Genomic DNA, 17,304 nt, shown 5'->3' with positions numbered 1-17,304 from the left:
CCCGGTGGCCGGACCGCGCCTCCCTTCGTGCGCCGAGACCATGTCGCGCGGGGTGCGACGGTGGCAGGATCGCGTGATGAGCGCCTCTCCGCCGTCCGGCCTGCGACACACCTCGTGCAACCTCTGCGAGGCGATCTGCGGCCTCGAGCTCACCCTCACCGACGGCGTGGTCACCTCCGTGCGCGGCGACCGCGACGACCCGCTCTCCCGGGGGCACGTGTGTCCCAAGGGCGTCGCCATCGCCGACGTGCTCACCGACCCCGAGCGGTTGCGCCGACCCGTGCGCCGCCGCGGGCCCGCGGACGACCCGCAGTGGGAGGAGCTGGACTGGGACGAGGCCCTCGACCTGGTCGCCGACCGACTCGCGGAGACCGTCGAGCGACACGGACGCGACTCGCTCGCGGTCTATCTCGGCAACCCCAACGTGCACAGCCTGGGCTCGATGACCCACGGCACCGAGCTGGCCAAGGCGCTGCCCACGCGCAACCGGTTCAGCGCCACCTCGGTCGACCAGCTGCCCGCCCAGCTGGTGGCCCACCTGATGTACGGCCACCAGCTGCTGCTCCCGGTGCCCGACCTCGACCGCACCGACCTCCTGCTCGCCTTCGGCTACAACCCGATGGCCTCCAACGGGTCGTTGATGACCGTCCCCGACTTCCCCGCCCGGCTCCGCGAGCTGCAGGGGCGCGGCGGGCGGCTCGTCGTCCTCGACCCGCGCCGCACCGAGACCGCGAAGGTGGCCGACCAGCACCTCTTCGTCCGCCCCGGCACCGACGTGCACGTGCTGCTGGCCATGGTGCACGTGCTGCTCGCCGAGGACCTGGCCACACCGCCGCCGTACGTCGCCGGGCTGGACCGGGTGCGGGCGGCGGTGGCGGACCGCACCCCGGAGGCGGCCGAGGCGGCCAGCGGCGTGCCCGCCGAGACCGTCCGCGCCCTGGCCCGCGAGCTCGCGGCGGCCGAACGGGCCGCCGTGCACGGCCGGATCGGCGTCTCCACCACCGAGTTCGGCACCCTGGCGCAGTGGTCGATCCAGCTGCTCAACCTGCTCACCGGCAACCTCGACCGGGTCGGCGGGACGATGCTGACCAGCCCGGCGCTCGACGTGGTCGGGCGGGGCCTGATCGGCCCCGGGCACCGCGGGCTCTGGCACAGCAGGGTCCGGGGCCTGCCGGAGACCGGCGGCGAACTGCCGGTCGCGGTGCTGCGCGAGGAGATCGAGACGCCCGGCGAGGGCCAGGTGCGTGCACTGCTCACCATGAGCGGCAACCCCGTGCTCTCCACCCCCGACGGCGGCGGGCTGGACCGGGTGCTGCCGACTCTCGACTTCATGGCCTCGATCGACTTCTACGTCAACGAGACGACCCGGCACGCCGACGTGATCCTCCCGCCGACCTCGCACCTCGAGCGGGACCACTACGACCTGGTCTTCCACGCCCTGGCGGTGCGCAACACCGCCCGCTTCTCCCCCGCTGTCTTCCCCAGGTCCGAGGACCAGCGCCACGACTGGGAGATCTACGCCGGCCTGGTCCGCCGCCTGGCCGCGCGCTCCTCGCGCCGGCTTCCCTGGCGACGCCGGACCGTGCGCTGGGTGCGGATGCGCACCTCCCCGGCCCGGACGGTCTCGATGCTGCTGCGCACGAGCAGGACGGGGGTGACCATGCGGGCGCTGAGGCGCGCACCCTCGGGCCTGGACCTCGGTCCGCTCCGGCCGGACCAGCTGCCCGTCCGGCTGCGCACCGACGACGGCCTGGTGCAGGCCGCGCCCGACCTGGTGCTGGAGGACCTGGCCCGTCTGGCCTCAGCCACGCCGCCCGAGCCGGGCACGCTGCTCCTGATCGGTCGGCGCCACCAGCGCGACAACAACTCCTGGATGCACAACACCGCGAGGCTGACGAAGGGGCGGCCCCGGCACCAGCTCCTCATGCACCCCGACGACCTGGGGAGCCACGGGCTGAGCGACCAGTCGCTGGTGCGGGTGACCTCGCGGGTCGGCGAGGTCGTGGTCGAGGTCAGCGCGTCGGCGGACATGATGCCGGGGGTCGTCTCCCTCCCCCACGGCTACGGCCACGGCCGGCCGGGCACGTCGATGTCCGTGGCGGCCAAGGTCCCGGGGGTCTCGATCAACGACCTGACCGACCCCGGGGTGCTCGACGTGTCGGGCAACGCCGCCCTGAGCGGGGTGCCGGTCCGGGTCTCGGCCCCCTGAGGGCTCAGACGCCCAGGACCTCGTGGGCCCGGCGTACGTCGTCGTGCATGGTCTCGACCAGCGCCTCGATCCCCTCGAAGGCGACCATCCCGCGCAGCCGCTCCACGAACGAGACCTCGACCTCCACGCCGTAGAGCTCGAGGTCGTCGCGGTCCAGCACGTAGGACTCCACCCGACGCTCCCGCTCGCCGGCGAAGGTGGGGTTGGTCCCCACCGAGATCGCGGCCGGGAAGCGCTCGCCGGTGTCGCGGCGGGTGAGCCACCCGGCGTAGACGCCGTCGGCGGGGGCGGCCTCGGCCGCCGAGGTCGGGACGTTGGCGGTGGGGAAGCCGAGCTCCCGGCCCCGCTGGTCGCCGCGGACCACCACGCCCCGCACGGTGTGCAGGCGGCCCAGCGCCTCGGCGGCGCCGGTCACGTCGCCGGAGGCCAGGCACTGCCGGACGTAGGTCGAGCTCCAGACCTGGGGACCCCCGTCGAGGGCGACCCCCTCGGTCTCGAAGCCGCGCTCGGCCCCGACCCGGGAGAGGAAGGCCACGTCGCCGGCGGCCTTGTGCCCGAACCGGAAGTTGGCCCCCACGACGACCGCGCGCGCGGAGAGCGTCTCGACCAGGATCCGGTCCACGAAGGTCAGCGGGTCCCAGGCCGCCACGTCGCGGTCGAAGGGCACCACCAGGAGCGCGTCGATCCCGCAGCCGGCCAGCAGGGCGGCCCGGCTCGGGATCGAGGTCAGGGTGGGCGGTGCGTGCTCGGGGCGCAGCACGGCCATCGGATGAGGGTCGAAGGTCACGGCCACGACCGTGCTCACGCCCATCCTCTCGGCGGTGGCCCGGGCCTGTCCCAGCACATGCTGGTGACCGCGGTGGACCCCGTCGAAGTTGCCGATGGAGACCACGGTGGGCCCGAGGTCGGCGGGGACTTCCCCGACTGATCGCCAGATCTGCACGAGCCGATGCTACGGCGTGGGTCAGCCGACGAAGACGGCGACCGGACGCGCCCCGCCGGGAGCGGGCTCGTAGAGGGCCAGGAACTGCCCGTCCGGGGCGAAGAGGGCGTGCTCGCCGGCGCCGGGCAGGTCCCGGGCGAGTCGCCGGCCCACGCGTACGTCGGCGGCCTCACCGTCCGTGAGGTCCACGGCCGGGAAGCCGGCCCGGGCGGCCGCGGCGATCGGCAGCACCGCGAAGTCCTGCTCGAGCTCCTCCAGTGTCCGGGCCGCGGCCAGGTCGAAGGGACCGACCGCGGTGCGGCGCAGCGCCGTCAGGTGGCCGCCCACCCCCAGCGCCCGGCCGAGGTCGCGGGCCAGGGCGCGGACGTAGGTGCCGCTCGAGCAGCGCATCCGGATCCGGACCTGCGGGAGGCTCATCTCCACGACCTCGAGCTCGTGCACGGTGACCCGCCGCGCGGCCAGGTCGACCTGCTCACCTGCGCGGACCCGCTCGTAGGCCCGCCGCCCGTCGACCTTGATCGCCGAGACGGCCGTCGGGACCTGGTCGATCTCCCCCACGAACCCCTCCAGCTCGGCCCGGACCGCCGCCTCCAGGAGCCCGGAGGTGTCCTTCTCCTCGAGCACCTCGCCCTCGGCGTCGTCGGTCGTCGTGGAGCGGCCGAGCAGGATGGTCGCCTCGTACTGCTTCTCGGTCAGCATCAGGTGGCCGAGCAGCCGGGTGGCGCGTCCCAGGCCCAGGACGAGGACGCCGGTGGCCATCGGGTCGAGGGTGCCGGCGTGGCCGACCTTGCGGGTGCCGGCGAGGCGGCGCACCCGCGCGACCACGCCGTGGGAGGTGATGCCTCCGGGCTTGTCGACCACGACCAGCCCGGAGGGACCCTCCGCGCGCCCCCGGGAGGAGGCGCTGGTCACGCGTCGTCGTCCGCGGTGGACTCGTCGTCGTCCTCGCCGGCCACCCGCGGCTTCTTGTACGGGTCCTCCTCGGAGGCGTACGTCGCGCCCGCGCGCTGCGCGGCCACCGCCTCGTCACTGGCCCTGGCCGCGGCCAGCACGTCGTCGAGGTGGCGGGCACTGTCGGGCAGCGCGTCCCGGACGAACTCCAAGGTGGGCACCAGGCGCATGCCCAGCTGCTTGCCCATCTCGGCACGGATCACGCCCTTGGCGGACTCCAGCGCCGCGGCCGAGCTCTCGACCTCGGTCTCCTCGCCCAGCGCGGTCCAGAAGACCGTGGAGTGCTGGCTGTCACCGGAGACACGCACGTCGGTGACGGTCACGAACCCGAGCCGCGGGTCCTTGATCTTGCGCTCCAGCATCTCGGCCACGATCACGTGGATCCGGTCGGCGATCTTGCGCACCCGTGGGTTTGCCATGTTCCTACCTTCGTGAAAATGTCGAGTCGGCGCCAGCGTGTCACTGGCGCCGACTCGAGGTGTGGACCTGTCAGCCGCGCGGGATCTCGCGCATCTCGAACGACTCCACGACATCGCCGATCTTGATGTCCTGGAAGTTCTTGAGCACCAGACCGCACTCGAAGCCCTCGCGGACCTCCGAGGCGTCGTCCTTCTCCCGCTTGAGCGAGGCCAGGTCGAGGTTGTCCGCCACGACCTTGCCGTCGCGCAGCACGCGCACCTTGGCGTTGCGGCGCACCGTGCCCGAGATGACCATGCAGCCGGCGATGTTGCCCGCCTTGGACGAGCGGAAGATCTCGCGGATCTCCGCCTGCCCGAGGCTGGCCTCTTCGTACTCCGGCTTGAGCATGCCCTTGAGGGCCGCCTCGATCTCCTCGATGGCCTGGTAGATCACCGAGTAGTACCGGATCTCCACGCCCTCCTTGTCGGCCATCTGCGCCGCCTTGCCCTGGGGCTTGACGTTGAAGCCGATGATGATGGCGTCGGAGGCAGCGGCCAGGTCGACGTTGGTCTCGGTGATCGCACCGACACCGCGGTCGATGACCCGCAGGGTGACCTCGTCGCCGACGTCGATCTGGGCCAGCGAGTCCTCGAGGGCCTCGACCGAACCGGACACGTCGCCCTTGAGGATGAGGTTGAGCTCCTGGCTCTCGCCCTTCTCCATGGACGCCATGAAGTCCTCGAGGGTGCGACGCACGCGACGCTTGGCCTGCATGGCCGCCCGCTCACGCGACTCGCGCTTCTCGGCGATCTGGCGAGCCATGCGGTCGTCGTCGACCACGATGAAGTTCTGGCCGGCGCCGGGAACGGCGCTGAGACCCAGGACCATCGCCGGACGCGACGGGTCCGCCTCGGTGAGCTCGTTGCCGAACTCGTCGAGCATGGCGCGCACCCGGCCGTAGGCGGGCCCGGCCACCAGGGAGTCCCCGACGCGCAGCGTGCCGCGCTGCACCAGGACGGTGGCCACCGGACCGCGACCGCGGTCCAGGTGAGCCTCGACCACGAGACCCTGAGCGTCCTGCGTGGGGTTGGCCCGCAGGTCCAGCGAGGCGTCCGCGGTCAGGACCACGGCCTCGAGGAGCTTGTCCAGGTTGAGCCCGGACTTGGCCGAGACGTCGACGAACATCGCGTCGCCGCCGTACTCCTCGGGAATCAGGCCGTACTCGGTGAGCTGACCACGGACCTTCGTCGGGTCAGCGTCCTCCTTGTCGATCTTGTTGACCGCGACCACGATCGGGACGCCGGCGGCCTTGGCGTGGTTGAGCGCCTCCACCGTCTGCGGCATCACGCCGTCGTCGGCCGCCACCACGAGGATGGCGATGTCGGTCGCCTGGGCACCACGGGCACGCATGGCGGTGAACGCCTCGTGACCCGGGGTGTCGATGAAGGTGATGCGGCGGTCCTGGCCGTCGACCTCGGTGTGCACCTGGTAGGCACCGATGTGCTGGGTGATGCCACCGGCCTCCTTGGCGCCCACGTTGGCGTTGCGCAGCGCGTCGAGGAGCTTGGTCTTTCCGTGGTCGACGTGACCCATGACGGTGACGACCGGCGGCCTGATCACCAGGTCGGACTCGTCACCCTCGTCGGAGCCGAACTCCAGGTCGAAGGACTCGAGCAGCTCGCGGTCCTCGTCCTCGGGGGAGACGACCTGGACGACGTAGTTGAGCTCCTCGCCGAGCAGCTCGAACGTCTCGTCGTTGACCGACTCGGTCGCGGTGACCATCTCGCCGAGCGAGAAGAGCATCTGCACCAGTGCAGCCGCGTCGACGTTGATCTTCTCGGCGAAGTCGGTCAGCGAGGCGCCGCGGGGCAGCCGGACGGTCTCGCCGTCGCCCTTGCGGACCCGCACCCCACCGATGGTCGGGGCCTGCATGGCCTCGAACTCCTGGCGACGTGCCCGCTTGGACTTGCGACCGCGTCGCGACGGCCCACCGGGGCGGCCGAAGGCACCCTGGGTCTGGCCGCGCTGGCCCGGACGCTGGCCGGGACGCCCACTGGCGGGCGGGCCGAAGCCACCACCGGGACGACCGCCGGCACCGGGAGCGCCGCCGCCGGGACGACCCGGAGCACCGCCGCGTGCCGGAGCACCCGGACGACCGGGTCCACCGGCGCGGCCGGGACCACCGGGGCCACCCGGACCGCGGCCGCCGGGGCCGCCACCGAAGGCGGCGGGCGACTTCGGCATCATCGCCGGGTTGGGGCGCGGCATGCCGGGACGGCCGGTGGGGGCGCCGTCACGCGCTGCGGGCGGACGAGGGGCGCGCTGCTCCTCGCCGGCAGCAGGGGTCCCCGTCGCGGGGGCCGGCGGGGCGGAGGGACGACGTCCCATGCCCTGGCTCGGCGCGAACGGGTTGTTGCCGGGCCGCGGGGCGCCGGGCTTGCCGACCGGCCGCGGGGCGGGGGTCGGGGCCTTGGGCGTCGGGCTCGGGGCAGGGGCCGGCTTGGCCGCCGCAGCCGGCGGCTCCTGGGCCGGCGCCGCGACGGGCTCGGGGGCGGGGGTGGGGGCCGGCTCCGGTGCGGGAGCGGGCTTCGCCTTGGGTCCGGGCCGGGGGCCGGGACGCGACGGAGCCGGGGCGGCCGCCTTCTCGGCGGGGGCCGCCTGGCTGGGCGCGGGGGCTTCGGCCGGCTTGTCGGCCGGCTTCTCCGCCGGCTTCGCGGGCGCCTGGGGCGTCGGCGCGGCCGGGGCGGACTCTGCGACGGGGGCAGCCGCGCCAGCGGACTTCAGCTGGTCGCCGTACTGCTTCTTGAAGCGCATCTCGACCGGGGGCTCGACCGTCGACGATGCCGACTTGACGAACTCCCCCATCTCCTTGAGCTTCTCGAGAACGAACTTGCTCTCGACTCCGAACTCCTTGGCGAGTTCGTGGACTCGGGTCTTGGCCACGTTAGAACGTTGCTCCTTCTGGCCCGAGCCCCGTCAGGGGATGTCTACGGACCGTTAGTGGTGGTGCTGGCTCATCGGAAAGTACTCATCGAGTGCTCATGAGCTGCCTGCTCCAGTTTCTTGTCGGTCGATCACGGTGGGATAGCGGAGAGGTGGTCCTCCAGCGGTGCGAGGGCCAGGCCCTCCCTGACCCTGAGGGCCCGGGGGAACGCTCGCCTGCGCATCGCCAGCTGCAGGCACTCGGAGGTGGGGTGCAGGTGCGCCCCACGACCTGGTGCGGAGCCGGCGGGATCGGGTACCACGGCCGGACGACCGTCGGCACCCTCGCCTGCCACCACGCGCAGCAGCTCGCTCTTGGCGGCCCGACGGCGACACCCCACACAGGTCCGAACCGGACCGGGGGCAGGGAGAATCGTCGTACGAACCACTGAGAGCAAGCCTAGCGTGTGTGACCAGTGAATTCCGAACCGGGACGGCCGCCCGGCCGTCGCGCTAGTCGGTGACGGGGCCCGGGTCGGGTGCCGCGGCGACCTCGCCGGGCTCCTCGTCGGAGCGGATGTCGATGCGCCAGCCGGTCAGCCGGGCGGCGAGCCGGGCGTTCTGGCCCTCCTTGCCGATGGCCAGCGAGAGCTGGAAGTCGGGCACGACCACCCGGCAGGAGCGGGCGGTCCGGTCCAGGATCTCCACCGAGTTCACCCGGGCCGGGGAGAGCGCGTGCGCGACCAGCTCGGCCGGCTCCTCGGACCAGTCCACGATGTCGATCTTCTCGCCGTGCAGCTCCGACATCACGTTGCGCACCCGCTGGCCCATCGGGCCGATGCAGGCACCCTTGGCGTTGACGCCGGGCACCTTGGAGTACACCGCGATCTTGGTGCGGTGGCCCGCCTCGCGCGCGATCCCGGCGATCTGCACGGTGCCGTCCGCGATCTCGGGGACCTCGAGGGCGAAGAGCTTCTTGACCAGGCTGGGGTGGGTGCGCGACAGGGTGATCTGCGGCCCGCGCATCCCCTTGCGCACCGAGACCACCAGGCACTTGATCCGCGTCCCGTGCGTGTAGGACTCGCCCGGCACCCGCTCCCCCACCGGCAGCAGGGCCTCGACCTTGCCCAGGTCGACCATCACGTCGTCGGGGTTGCGGCCCTGCTGGATGACGCCGGAGATGACGTCGCCCTCCTTGCCGGAGAACTCCCCGAAGCGGATGTCGTCCTCGGCGTCGCGCAACCGCTGCAGCATGATCTGCTTGGCCGTGGTCGCGGCGATCCGGCCGAAGCCGTCCGGGGTGTCGTCGTACTCGGCGACGACGTTGCCCTCCGCATCGAGCTCGGCGGCCAGCACGGCCACGTGCCCGGTCTTGCGGTCCAGGGTGACCCGGGCGCGTTCCTGGGCTCCGGGCGACTTGTGGTACGCCGTGAGCAGTGCCTGCTCGATCGCCTCGACGAGCACGTCGAAGGAGATCTCCTTCTCGCGTTCCAGCATCCTCAGGATGCCGAGATCGATGTCCATCAGTCCTCGTCCTCGTCCTTGTCCTTGCGGTTGAACTCGATCTGCACCAGCGCCTTGGCCACCTCGTCGTAGGCGAGGCGGCGCGCGTCCCCGTCGACGTCGAGGTCGACGCCGTCCTGGTCGCTCGAGCCGATCCGGCCCGTGAGCTGGTCGCCGTCGACCAGCGAGACCTTGACCAGCCGCCCGGCGTTGCGGCGCCAGTGGCGTGGCAGCGTCAGGGGGCGGTCCACGCCCCGGGAGGTGACCTCGAGCAGGTAGGGCATCTCACCCATCACCTCGGAGTCGTCGAGGATGCGGGAGACCTCCTTCGTCGCGTCGGCGACGTCGTCCAGGGTCACCCCGCCGTCCTTGTCCACGGCGATGCGCAGCACCCGTCGCTTGCCGGCAGGAGTGACCTCCACGGCCTCGAGGTCCAGGCCCAGCACCGTCAGGGGGTCCGTCAGCGCCGACTCGATGTCGGCTCGGGTGGCGTCGCTCTTCGCGTTTCCCACGCTGTCAACCTCCTTGTGCTGTTGTCTGCGCCCACCATAACCGTCGCCGGACGAAACGGATGAGCCGCACGTCCCCGGGTCGCCGGCTGCCACGGCCCGGCCGCTGGTCGGTGGACTAGGCTCCTGCGGTGCTCCCGACCCGCCACCCGACCGACCGGCGCCTCCTCGCGCCCTCGCGGCGGTGGGTGCTCGTGGGCGCCGGCACGGCGGTCGCGGTGCTGACCGGCGGGTGCGACGCGACCGGCGACGATCCGTCCGCCCAGACCTCCGGCCCGGCGGACCCGGCGACGGACCGGGATGCCGATCCGCTGACCGACGTCCTCGCGCGCACCACCTCGGCCGCCTCGCTGGTCGCGGCCACCGCGACCGCGCACCCCCGGCTCGCCACCACGCTCGAAGGCCTGCGCCTGACCCACGACGACCACGCCCGGGTGCTCCGCGCAGCCACCGGCGCCGACCCGGCCGACCCGAGCGGGAACCCGAGCGCCGACCCGAGCGCCGAGCCGAGCGCCGAGCCGAGCCCGGTGGCGGTGCCGGCGAGGGCCACCCGCGCGCTGGAGCGGGTGCGCGGCGCGGAGGCCGCGCTCACCCGGGTCGCGCTCGCGGGCGCTCGGAGCGCCGTGGACCCGGGCGTCGCCCGCCTGCTGGCCTCCCTGGGCGCCGGGCTGACCCAGCAGCTGGCGACGCTCCCCGCGGAGCCGCCGCGATGAGCACCCCCACAGCCCTCGAAGCCCTCCAGGAGAGCCTGGCGGCCGAGCACGCGGCGGTCCAGCTGTTCGGCGTGCTGGCCGCCCAGGCCGAGCGGTCCGGCCAGAGCGACCAGGCCGCGCGCGCGGCGCAGCGCCACGGCGTGCACCAGGCCCGCCGGGACTGGCTCGTGGCGCAGCTCCGGGCCCGGGAGGCCACCCCCACTCCCGCCGCCGCGGCCTACGAGCTGCCGGCCCTGGAGTCTGCGCAGCTCCTGACGGCAGCGGGCCGCCTCGTCGAGCAGCGCTGCCTGGCGGTCTACGCCGGCCTGGTCGGCAGCTCGTCCGGCCCACTGCGCGGGTGGGCCGTGGACGCGCTCGTGGAGTCCGCGCAGGCGGCCCTCGCCTGGGGCGCTGCACCCGAGTCGTTCCCCGGGGCCGCCGAGCTCTGAGCCAGCCGGGCCGGTCGCTGCTGGTTGCCCCGGGTCCGGAAAAGGGAACGGCCCGCGGCCTCGTCATCCTGGGGGAGTCCCGAGATCTCCCCCAGCACGCCGAGTCCGCGGGCCGGTCGGGCTGGTCAGCAACAGCCCGGAAGTGGGTCAGAGCCTGGGTCGAGGAACTTTCACCACTGGCATGAGTCTGCAACACAGATCAGGGAAACGGAACCACCCCTGAGTTGCATGATCTTGCAGTGCGTAAACGCGCAGCACCCCGCCTCCGCCGACCCCCCGAGCAGTCGCCCGAAGACGTGGCCGCTCAGCCGCGCGCGAGGGCGCTCAGGTGGGCCGCCGCCTCGGCGACCGGAACCTCCTGGCGCTCGCCCGTGCGGCGGTCCTTGACCTCGATCACGCCGTCGGCGAGGCCACGCCCCACCGTCACGATGGTGGGGACGCCGATGAGCTCGGCGTCCTTGAACTTCACCCCGGGGCTGATCTTGCCGGCGCGGTCGTCGTAGAGCACGTCGAGCCCGGCGTCGGAGAGCTCGCGGGCGAGCCCGTCGGCGGCCTCGAAGATCGCGACGTCCTTGCCCGCGGCCACCACGTGGACGGCCGCCGGGGCGACCTCACGGGGCCAGCACAGCCCGGCCCCGTCGAGGGTGTTCTCCGCGATCGCAGCCACGGCGCGGGAGGGCCCGATGCCGTAGGAGCCCATGGTCACGGTGACCAGCTTGCCGTTCTCGTCGAGCACCTTGAGGTCGAGCGCCTCCGCGTACTTGCGCCCGAGCTGGAAGATGTGGCCCATCTCCACGCCGCGGGCCGACTCCAGCGCTCCGTCCTGGCAGGCCGGGCACAGGTCGCCGTCGCGCACCTCGGCGGCCTCGATGGTGCCGTCGGGGGTGAAGTCGCGCCCGACCACCAGATCGAGGACGTGCCGGCCCTCGACGTCCGCGCCGGTCACCCAGCGGGTGCCCTCCACCACGCGGGGATCCACCAGGTAGCGGATGCCGGAGGTGGACTCCTCCCCCAGCGCGGCCGGGCCGATGTAGCCCTTGACCAGCGCCGGGTGCTTCTTCAGCTCGGCCTCGTCCATCGGCTCCACCTCGATGGGCTCCAGCTGGCCCTCGAGCCGCTTCTGGTCGACCTCGCGGTCGCCGGGGAGGCCGATCGCCAGCGGCTCCCGGGTGCCGTCGGGGTGCTTGAGGACGACCAGCACGTTCTTCAGGGTGTCCCCCGCGTGCCAGGCCCGGTCCGGGCGGGGGAACCGCTCGTTGAGGTGGTCGACCAGCGTCCCGATCGTGGGGGTCGCGGGAGTCTCCTCCGCGTGCGCGGCGGGCACGTCGTCGTAGGGCTGGGCGGGGGGCGCCGGGACCGTGACGGCCTCCACGTTGGCGGCGTAGTCGCACGACGTGCAGCGCACGTAGGTGTCCTCGCCGACGTCGGTGCGGGCCAGGAACTCCTCCGACCGGGAGCCGCCCATCGCGCCCGAGGTGGCCTTCACGATCACGTAGTCGAAGCCCAGCCGGTCGAAGATCCGGACGTAGGCCTCGCGGTGCCGCTGGTAGGAGGCCTCCAGGCCGGCGTCGTCCACGTCGAAGGAGTAGGAGTCCTTCATCACGAACTCCCGCCCGCGCAGCAGCCCGGCCCGGGGCCGCGCCTCGTCGCGGTACTTCGTCTGGATCTGGTAGAGCGCCAGCGGCAGGTCCTTGTAGGAGGAGTACAGGTCCTTGACCAGGAGGGTGAACATCTCCTCGTGGGTCGGGCCGAGCAGGTAGTCCCCGCCCTTGCGGTCGGTGAGCCGGAACAGGTTGTCGCCGTACTCGGTCCACCGCCCGGTCGCCTCGTAGGGCTCCTTGGGCAGCAGGGCCGGGAAGAGCACCTCCTGGGCGCCGATACCGTCCATCTCCTCGCGGATGATGTCCTCGATGCGTCGCAGCACCTTCAGGCCCAGCGGGAGCCAGGTGTACATCCCCGGGGCCACCCGGCGGATGTAGCCCGCCCGGACGAGCAGCCGGTGGCTGGGCACCTCGGCCTCCGCGGGGTCGTCGCGAAGGGTGCGCACGAAGAGCTGGGACATCCGCATGATCATGGGCGCAAGGCTACTGGCGCCCCTCGGCGCCGACGAACCGGCGTGCCCTCCGGCCCGGCCGGGGCCAGGACCCCGGGCCCCGCGAGCGGCCCGGCTCAGAACATGATGGTGGCGAGCCGGGCGGACTCGGTGAACCCGGCCCGCTCGTAGGCCTTGCGTGCGCCGGTGTTCCAGTCGTTGAGGTAGAGCGAGACCACGGGTGCGATCTCGCGCCGCACGTGCTCGACCACGGCCGCCATCCCGTGCGTGGCAAGCCCTCGACCGCGCAGGTCCTCGGGGACGTAGACCCCCTGGATCTGGGCGGCGTAGGGGCTCGCGCAGGCGACCTCGGCCTTGAAGACGACCCGCCCGTCCTCGATCCGGGCGAAGGACCAACCCCGCGAGACCAGCTGCTGGATCCGGGCCCGGTAGAGGTCGCCCCCGCCCCCGGCCTCCGGGGAGACGCCCACCTCCTCGGTGTACATCGACACGCACGCGGGGTAGAGCACGTCGAGGTCCTCGCGGGTGGTGGCCCGCACGTCGGGGTCGGGCTCCGCGGTGGGCGGGCCGCCGATCTCGAGGTGGGGCTGGTGCCAGCGCTCCTCGCGGGGCTCGCCCCAGGCACCGTCGAGCCCGCGCCACAGGCCGGCGACGGCCGCCTCGGGGCCCACCACGGTGCTGGAGCGGCGGCCGCCGCGGGCGGCCCGCTCCGCGAAGAGCGCGGCGGACTCCTCGTCGCACTCCACGGGGACGAGGTTGGCCCCGACGTGGCAGGCGGCGACCATCTCGTCACCCACGAACCGGCCCCACACCTCGCCCCCCAGCCAGCGGGGGTCCAGGCGGGTGGTCCGGGCACGGTGGTCGACGAAGACGTTGACCACCGGGTCCCGCGCCGTCAGCTCGAGGAACTCCTGGAGGTCCAGCACCCCCAGGACCTGGATCTCGTCACGGGTCACGGCCGCGACCCTACTCGCCCCGGGGCGGCCTCAGGACCCACCGGAGACGGTCAGGAGACCGAGACCGAGGCGCCGGCTCCCTCGACGGGCTCCATCCCCTCGGCGATGCGCATGGCCTCCTCGATCAGGGTCTCCACGATCTGCGACTCCGGGACGGTCTTGATGACCTCGCCCTTGACGAAGATCTGGCCCTTGCCGTTGCCGGAGGCGACCCCCAGGTCGGCCTCCCGGGCCTCACCCGGTCCGTTGACCACGCAACCCATGACAGCGACCCGCAGCGGCACCTCGAGGCCGTCGAGGCCGGCCGTGACCTGCTCGGCGAGGGTGTAGACGTCGACCTGGGCCCGGCCGCAGCTGGGGCAGGAGACGATCTCGAGCCGGCGCTCGCGCAGGTTGAGCGACTGCAGGATCTGCAGGCCCACCTTGACCTCCTCGACCGGCGGCGCCGAGAGCGAGACCCGGATGGTGTCGCCGATGCCGCGGCTGAGCAGGGCGCCGAAAGCCGTCGCCGACTTGATCGTGCCCTGGAAGGCCGGACCGGCCTCGGTCACGCCGAGGTGCAGGGGCCAGTCCCCCGCCTCGGCGAGCAGCTCGTAGGCGCGGACCATCACCACGGGGTCGTTGTGCTTGACCGAGATCTTGAAGTCGTGGAAGTCGTGCTCCTCGAAGAGGCTGGCCTCCCAGACGGCCGACTCCACCAGCGCCTCCGGTGTCGCCCGCCCGTACTTCTCCAGCAGCCGCTTGTCCAGGGAGCCGGCGTTGACGCCGATCCGGATGGAGGTGCCGTGGTCCTTGGCGACCCGGGCGATCTCCTTGACCTGGTCGTCGAACTGCCGGATGTTGCCGGGGTTGACCCGCACCGCCGCGCAGCCCGCCTCGATGGCGGCGTAGACGTACTTCGGCTGGAAGTGGATGTCGGCGATCACCGGGATCTGCGAGTGCTGGGCGATCTGCGGCAGCGCGTCGGCGTCGTCCTGGCTCGGACAGGCGACCCGGACGATGTCGCAGCCCGCCGCGGTGAGCTCGGCGATCTGCTGCAGCGTGCTGTTGACGTCGGAGGTCAGGGTGGTCGTCATCGACTGCACCGAGATCTGGTGGTCGCTGCCCACTCCCACCGAGCCGACCTTGATCTGGCGGGTCGGGCGACGCGGGGCGAGGACCGGGGGAGGGAGCGCGGGCATGCCCAGGCCGATGGCAGTCATGCGCCCCAGGCTACTCGGCGGGTCACGCCCGCCGGTGAGCGGTCGCGACCCCCCGATCTCACCCGGTGAGGCTGAGGGGGACGACGATGTCGCCGACGATGAGGACCACGCCCATCACCAGGAGTGCCAGGCCCACCACGTAGGCCACCGGCAGCAGCCGGGCCACGTCGACGTGGCCGGGATCGGGCCGCCGCCGGACCCGGGCGATCGTGCGCCGCACCCCCTCGTAGGCCGCGCCGGCGATGTGGCCGCCGTCCAGCGGGAGCAGCGGGATGAAGTTGAACATGCCGATGAAGAAGTTGAAGCCGGCGATCAGCATCAGCATGAAGGCGACCTTGTCGCCGGAGGGCACCAGGTCGTGGGAGACCGCCTCCCCGGCCAGGCGACCGCCGCCGACGATCGAGACCGGTCCCTGCTGGTCGCGCTCCTCGACCCCGACGATCGCCTTCGCGACGCCCCAGACCTTCACCGGCAGCTGGACCATCGCCTCGATCGTGTCGACGGTCATGTGGCCCATCCGGCCCAGGGTGTACCCCAGGCCGCCGGTGGTCAGCTCGGTGACGGGGGTGACGCCCAGGAAGCCCACCTCCACCAGGGTCTCGTCGTCGCTCGAGGTGGGACGCGCGGTCACCATCGTGTTGGTGACGACCGTCTTCTCCACCCCGTCGCGGCGGATGACGATCTCGGCCCGGCCGTCGTCGTTGCTGCGGATCTGGTCCTGGAGGACCTCCCAGTCGGTGATCGGGACGCCGTTGAAGCTGACGAACTCGTCACCCGGCTCCAGCCCGGCGGCGAACGCGGGGGCGACCGGGTCGTCCTCGCGGCAGACCCGGCTGTCCTCGGCGGCCGGCACCACGCAGGCCGAGACGTCGGCGACCTCCGGGAGGATCCGGGGGTCGTTGGGGTTGCCGTAGGTGGCGAAGAGCGGCGCGAAGATCGCCAGCGCGATGAGGATGTTGACCGTGGGCCCGCCGGCCATCACGACGATCTTCTTCCACGCGGGCAGCCGGTAGAAGAGGCGGTCCTCGTCGCCCGGCTCGACCAGCTCCCACTCCGCGGTGCGGGCGTCGGAGACCAGCTGGGTGAACAACCCGGTGTTGGACTGCCGCACCCGGAAGACCGGCTCACCGTTCTCGTCGAAGCCCGCCGGCTCGGCGAGCTCGGCGGCGCCCGGCGGCAGCATCCCGACGATCTTGACGTAGCCCCCGAGCGGGATCGCCTTGACGCCGTACTCGGTCTCCCCCACCCGCTTGCTCCACACGGTGGGCCCGAAGCCGATGAAGTACTGGGTGACCTTGGCGCCGAACTTCTTGGCCGGGATCATGTGCCCCAGCTCGTGGAGGCCGATGGAGAGCAGGATCGCCAGCACGAAGAGCACGACGCCCAGGGCGTAGAGCAGTGCGGTCATGGAGCGGTGAGGTCCCCTCGGATCAGGCGGCGGGCCTCCTCGCGCGCCCAGGAGTCGGCGGCGAGGACGTCGGCCACGGTCAAGTTCTCCTTCGAGGGTACGCCGTGCCCGTCAAGGACGTGCCCGATCGTCTCCACGATCTGCGGGAACCCCAGCGACCCGGCGTGGAACGCCTCGACGCACACCTCGTTGGCGGCGTTGTAGACGGCCGGAGCAGTGCCTCCCGCCTCGCCCGCGCGCCGCGCCAGCCGGACCGCGGGGAAGAGCTCGTCGTCCAGCGGCTCGAAGCGCCAGTCGGCCCCCCGGGACCAGTCGATGGGGGTCTCCGCGTCCGGCACCCGGTCGGGCCATCCCAGCCCGAGCGAGATCGGCACGAGCATGGTGGGCAGTCCCAGCTGCGCCACCACCGCGCCGTCGACGAACTCCACCATCGAGTGGATCAGCTGCTGGGGGTGGACCACCACGTCGATCCGGTCGTAGGGCACGTCGAAGAGCAGGTGCGCCTCGATCACCTCCAGCCCCTTGTTGACCAGGGTGGCGGAGTTGGTGGTGATCACCTTGCCCATCGCGAAGTTGGGGTGGGCCAGCGCCTCCTCGGGGGTGACCTCCTCCAGCGCCGCCCGGCTCCGGCCACGGAACGGGCCGCCGGAGGCGGTCAGCACCAGGCGACGCACCTCCGCCCGGGTGCCGGCGCGCAGGCTCTGGGCGATGGCGCTGTGCTCGGAGTCCACCGGCACGATCTGGCCGGGGCGGGCCAGGTCGCGCACCAGCGGCCCGCCGACGATCAGGGACTCCTTGTTGGCCAGCGCGAGCGTGCTGCCCGCCTCCAGGGCCGCCAGGGTCGGGCGCAGCCCCACCGCGCCGGTCATGCCGTTGAGGACGACGTCGCAGGCCAGCGACGCGGCTTCGACGCAGGCCTCCTCGCCCAGGCCGGAGAAGGCCGGGGCGAACTCCGCCACCTGCTGCTCGAAGAGGTCGACCCGGCTCCCGCCCGCGGTGAGCGCGACCACCCGGAAGCGCTCGGGGTTGGCCCGGACCAGGTCCAGGGCCTGGGTGCCGATCGAGCCGGTGCTGCCCAGGATGACGACGTCGCGCTGCTTCACCCCGC

15 protein-coding genes are annotated in these 17,304 nt (G+C 72.7%); 3 read left to right on the top strand and 12 right to left on the bottom strand.

The genetic code is table 11. The features are described 5' to 3' along the window. Positions 1 to 76: 76 nt before the first annotated feature. Positions 77 to 2,209: a molybdopterin-dependent oxidoreductase gene (locus AC4BG9_RS04695; RefSeq protein WP_490569916.1), complete on the top strand. Its 2,133-nt coding sequence runs from the start codon at positions 77 to 79 to the stop codon at positions 2,207 to 2,209. A gap of 4 nt (positions 2,210 to 2,213) precedes the next feature. Here the strand turns inward: AC4BG9_RS04695 and AC4BG9_RS04690 are convergent, their stop codons facing one another. The 7 genes from AC4BG9_RS04690 to rimP form a co-directional block, all read right to left on the bottom strand. Continuing rightward, a complete protein-coding gene (locus tag AC4BG9_RS04690; RefSeq protein WP_490569915.1) occupies positions 2,214 to 3,152 on the bottom strand; it encodes a bifunctional riboflavin kinase/FAD synthetase in 939 nt (312 codons plus the stop codon). Positions 3,153 to 3,173: 21 nt separating this feature from the next. After that, positions 3,174 to 4,064: a tRNA pseudouridine(55) synthase TruB gene (gene truB, locus AC4BG9_RS04685; protein WP_490569914.1), complete on the bottom strand. Its 891-nt coding sequence runs from the start codon at positions 4,062 to 4,064 to the stop codon at positions 3,174 to 3,176. Beyond that, entirely contained in the window at positions 4,061 to 4,522 is a 462-nt protein-coding gene (gene rbfA / locus AC4BG9_RS04680) for a 30S ribosome-binding factor RbfA (protein WP_490569913.1), read from the bottom strand. Before rbfA ends, truB begins: the two co-directional genes overlap by 4 nt. A gap of 70 nt (positions 4,523 to 4,592) precedes the next feature. Continuing rightward, on the bottom strand, positions 4,593 to 7,445 hold the full coding sequence (infB, locus tag AC4BG9_RS04675) for a translation initiation factor IF-2 (RefSeq protein WP_490569912.1): 2,853 nt from the start codon (positions 7,443 to 7,445) through the stop codon (positions 4,593 to 4,595). 131 nt (positions 7,446 to 7,576) lie between these two features. Then, entirely contained in the window at positions 7,577 to 7,825 is a 249-nt protein-coding gene (locus AC4BG9_RS04670) for a YlxR family protein (RefSeq protein ID WP_490569911.1), read from the bottom strand. Between the two features lie 112 nt (positions 7,826 to 7,937). After that, on the bottom strand, positions 7,938 to 8,948 hold the full coding sequence (nusA, locus tag AC4BG9_RS04665) for a transcription termination factor NusA (RefSeq protein WP_490569910.1): 1,011 nt from the start codon (positions 8,946 to 8,948) through the stop codon (positions 7,938 to 7,940). After that, positions 8,948 to 9,439 (bottom strand): ribosome maturation factor RimP, encoded by a 492-nt coding sequence (gene rimP, locus AC4BG9_RS04660; protein WP_490569909.1) that lies wholly within the window; start codon positions 9,437 to 9,439, stop codon positions 8,948 to 8,950. The genes nusA and rimP overlap by 1 nt, the downstream gene beginning before the upstream one ends. A gap of 128 nt (positions 9,440 to 9,567) precedes the next feature. Here rimP and AC4BG9_RS04655 point away from each other — a divergent pair, with 128 nt between their 5' ends. Further along, the gene (locus AC4BG9_RS04655) at positions 9,568 to 10,149 is read left to right on the top strand and encodes a hypothetical protein (RefSeq protein WP_490569908.1); all 582 of its coding nucleotides are present in this window, start codon (positions 9,568 to 9,570) and stop codon (positions 10,147 to 10,149) included. Beyond that, a complete protein-coding gene (locus tag AC4BG9_RS04650) occupies positions 10,146 to 10,577 on the top strand; it encodes a DUF4439 domain-containing protein (RefSeq protein ID WP_490569907.1) in 432 nt (143 codons plus the stop codon). Before AC4BG9_RS04655 ends, AC4BG9_RS04650 begins: the two co-directional genes overlap by 4 nt. Before the next feature lie 304 nt (positions 10,578 to 10,881). Here the strand turns inward: AC4BG9_RS04650 and AC4BG9_RS04645 are convergent, their stop codons facing one another. The 5 genes from AC4BG9_RS04645 to dxr all read right to left on the bottom strand — a co-directional run bounded on the left by AC4BG9_RS04645 (position 10,882) and on the right by dxr (position 17,299). After that, positions 10,882 to 12,651 carry a proline--tRNA ligase gene (locus AC4BG9_RS04645; RefSeq protein ID WP_490569906.1) on the bottom strand — a complete coding sequence of 590 codons (1,770 nt, stop codon included), beginning with the start codon at positions 12,649 to 12,651 and terminating at the stop codon, positions 10,882 to 10,884. Positions 12,652 to 12,746: 95 nt separating this feature from the next. Beyond that, positions 12,747 to 13,586 carry a GNAT family N-acetyltransferase gene (locus AC4BG9_RS04640; RefSeq protein WP_490569905.1) on the bottom strand — a complete coding sequence of 280 codons (840 nt, stop codon included), beginning with the start codon at positions 13,584 to 13,586 and terminating at the stop codon, positions 12,747 to 12,749. 50 nt (positions 13,587 to 13,636) lie between these two features. Continuing rightward, positions 13,637 to 14,788, bottom strand: a complete 1,152-nt coding sequence (ispG, locus tag AC4BG9_RS04635; protein WP_490569904.1) for a flavodoxin-dependent (E)-4-hydroxy-3-methylbut-2-enyl-diphosphate synthase — start codon at positions 14,786 to 14,788, stop codon at positions 13,637 to 13,639. A gap of 58 nt (positions 14,789 to 14,846) precedes the next feature. Then, entirely contained in the window at positions 14,847 to 16,196 is a 1,350-nt protein-coding gene (locus tag AC4BG9_RS04630) for a M50 family metallopeptidase (protein ID WP_490569903.1), read from the bottom strand. Beyond that, positions 16,193 to 17,299 carry a 1-deoxy-D-xylulose-5-phosphate reductoisomerase gene (gene dxr, locus AC4BG9_RS04625; RefSeq protein WP_490569902.1) on the bottom strand — a complete coding sequence of 369 codons (1,107 nt, stop codon included), beginning with the start codon at positions 17,297 to 17,299 and terminating at the stop codon, positions 16,193 to 16,195. Before dxr ends, AC4BG9_RS04630 begins: the two co-directional genes overlap by 4 nt. Between the last annotated feature and the right edge of the window lie 5 nt (positions 17,300 to 17,304).

This window comes from Nocardioides sp. Z40_12 (genome assembly GCF_058215795.1).
Note: the sequence above shows the minus strand (reverse complement) of the source record. Positions and strands in the feature narration are given on the sequence as shown.

Bases quoted from the DNA above. Each gene is read 5' to 3' on its own strand.
- nusA (WP_490569910.1), bottom strand. From the start codon at position 8,948: ATGGACATCGATCTCGGCATCCTGAGGATGCTGGAACGCGAGAAGGAG.
- rbfA (WP_490569913.1), bottom strand. From the start codon at position 4,522: ATGGCAAACCCACGGGTGCGCAAGATCGCCGACCGGATCCACGTGATC.
- ispG (WP_490569904.1), bottom strand. From the start codon at position 14,788: ATGACTGCCATCGGCCTGGGCATGCCCGCGCTCCCTCCCCCGGTCCTC.
- AC4BG9_RS04650 (WP_490569907.1), top strand. From the start codon at position 10,146: ATGAGCACCCCCACAGCCCTCGAAGCCCTCCAGGAGAGCCTGGCGGCC.
- AC4BG9_RS04645 (WP_490569906.1), bottom strand. From the start codon at position 12,651: ATGATCATGCGGATGTCCCAGCTCTTCGTGCGCACCCTTCGCGACGAC.
- AC4BG9_RS04630 (WP_490569903.1), bottom strand. From the start codon at position 16,196: ATGACCGCACTGCTCTACGCCCTGGGCGTCGTGCTCTTCGTGCTGGCG.
- AC4BG9_RS04695 (WP_490569916.1), top strand. From the start codon at position 77: ATGAGCGCCTCTCCGCCGTCCGGCCTGCGACACACCTCGTGCAACCTC.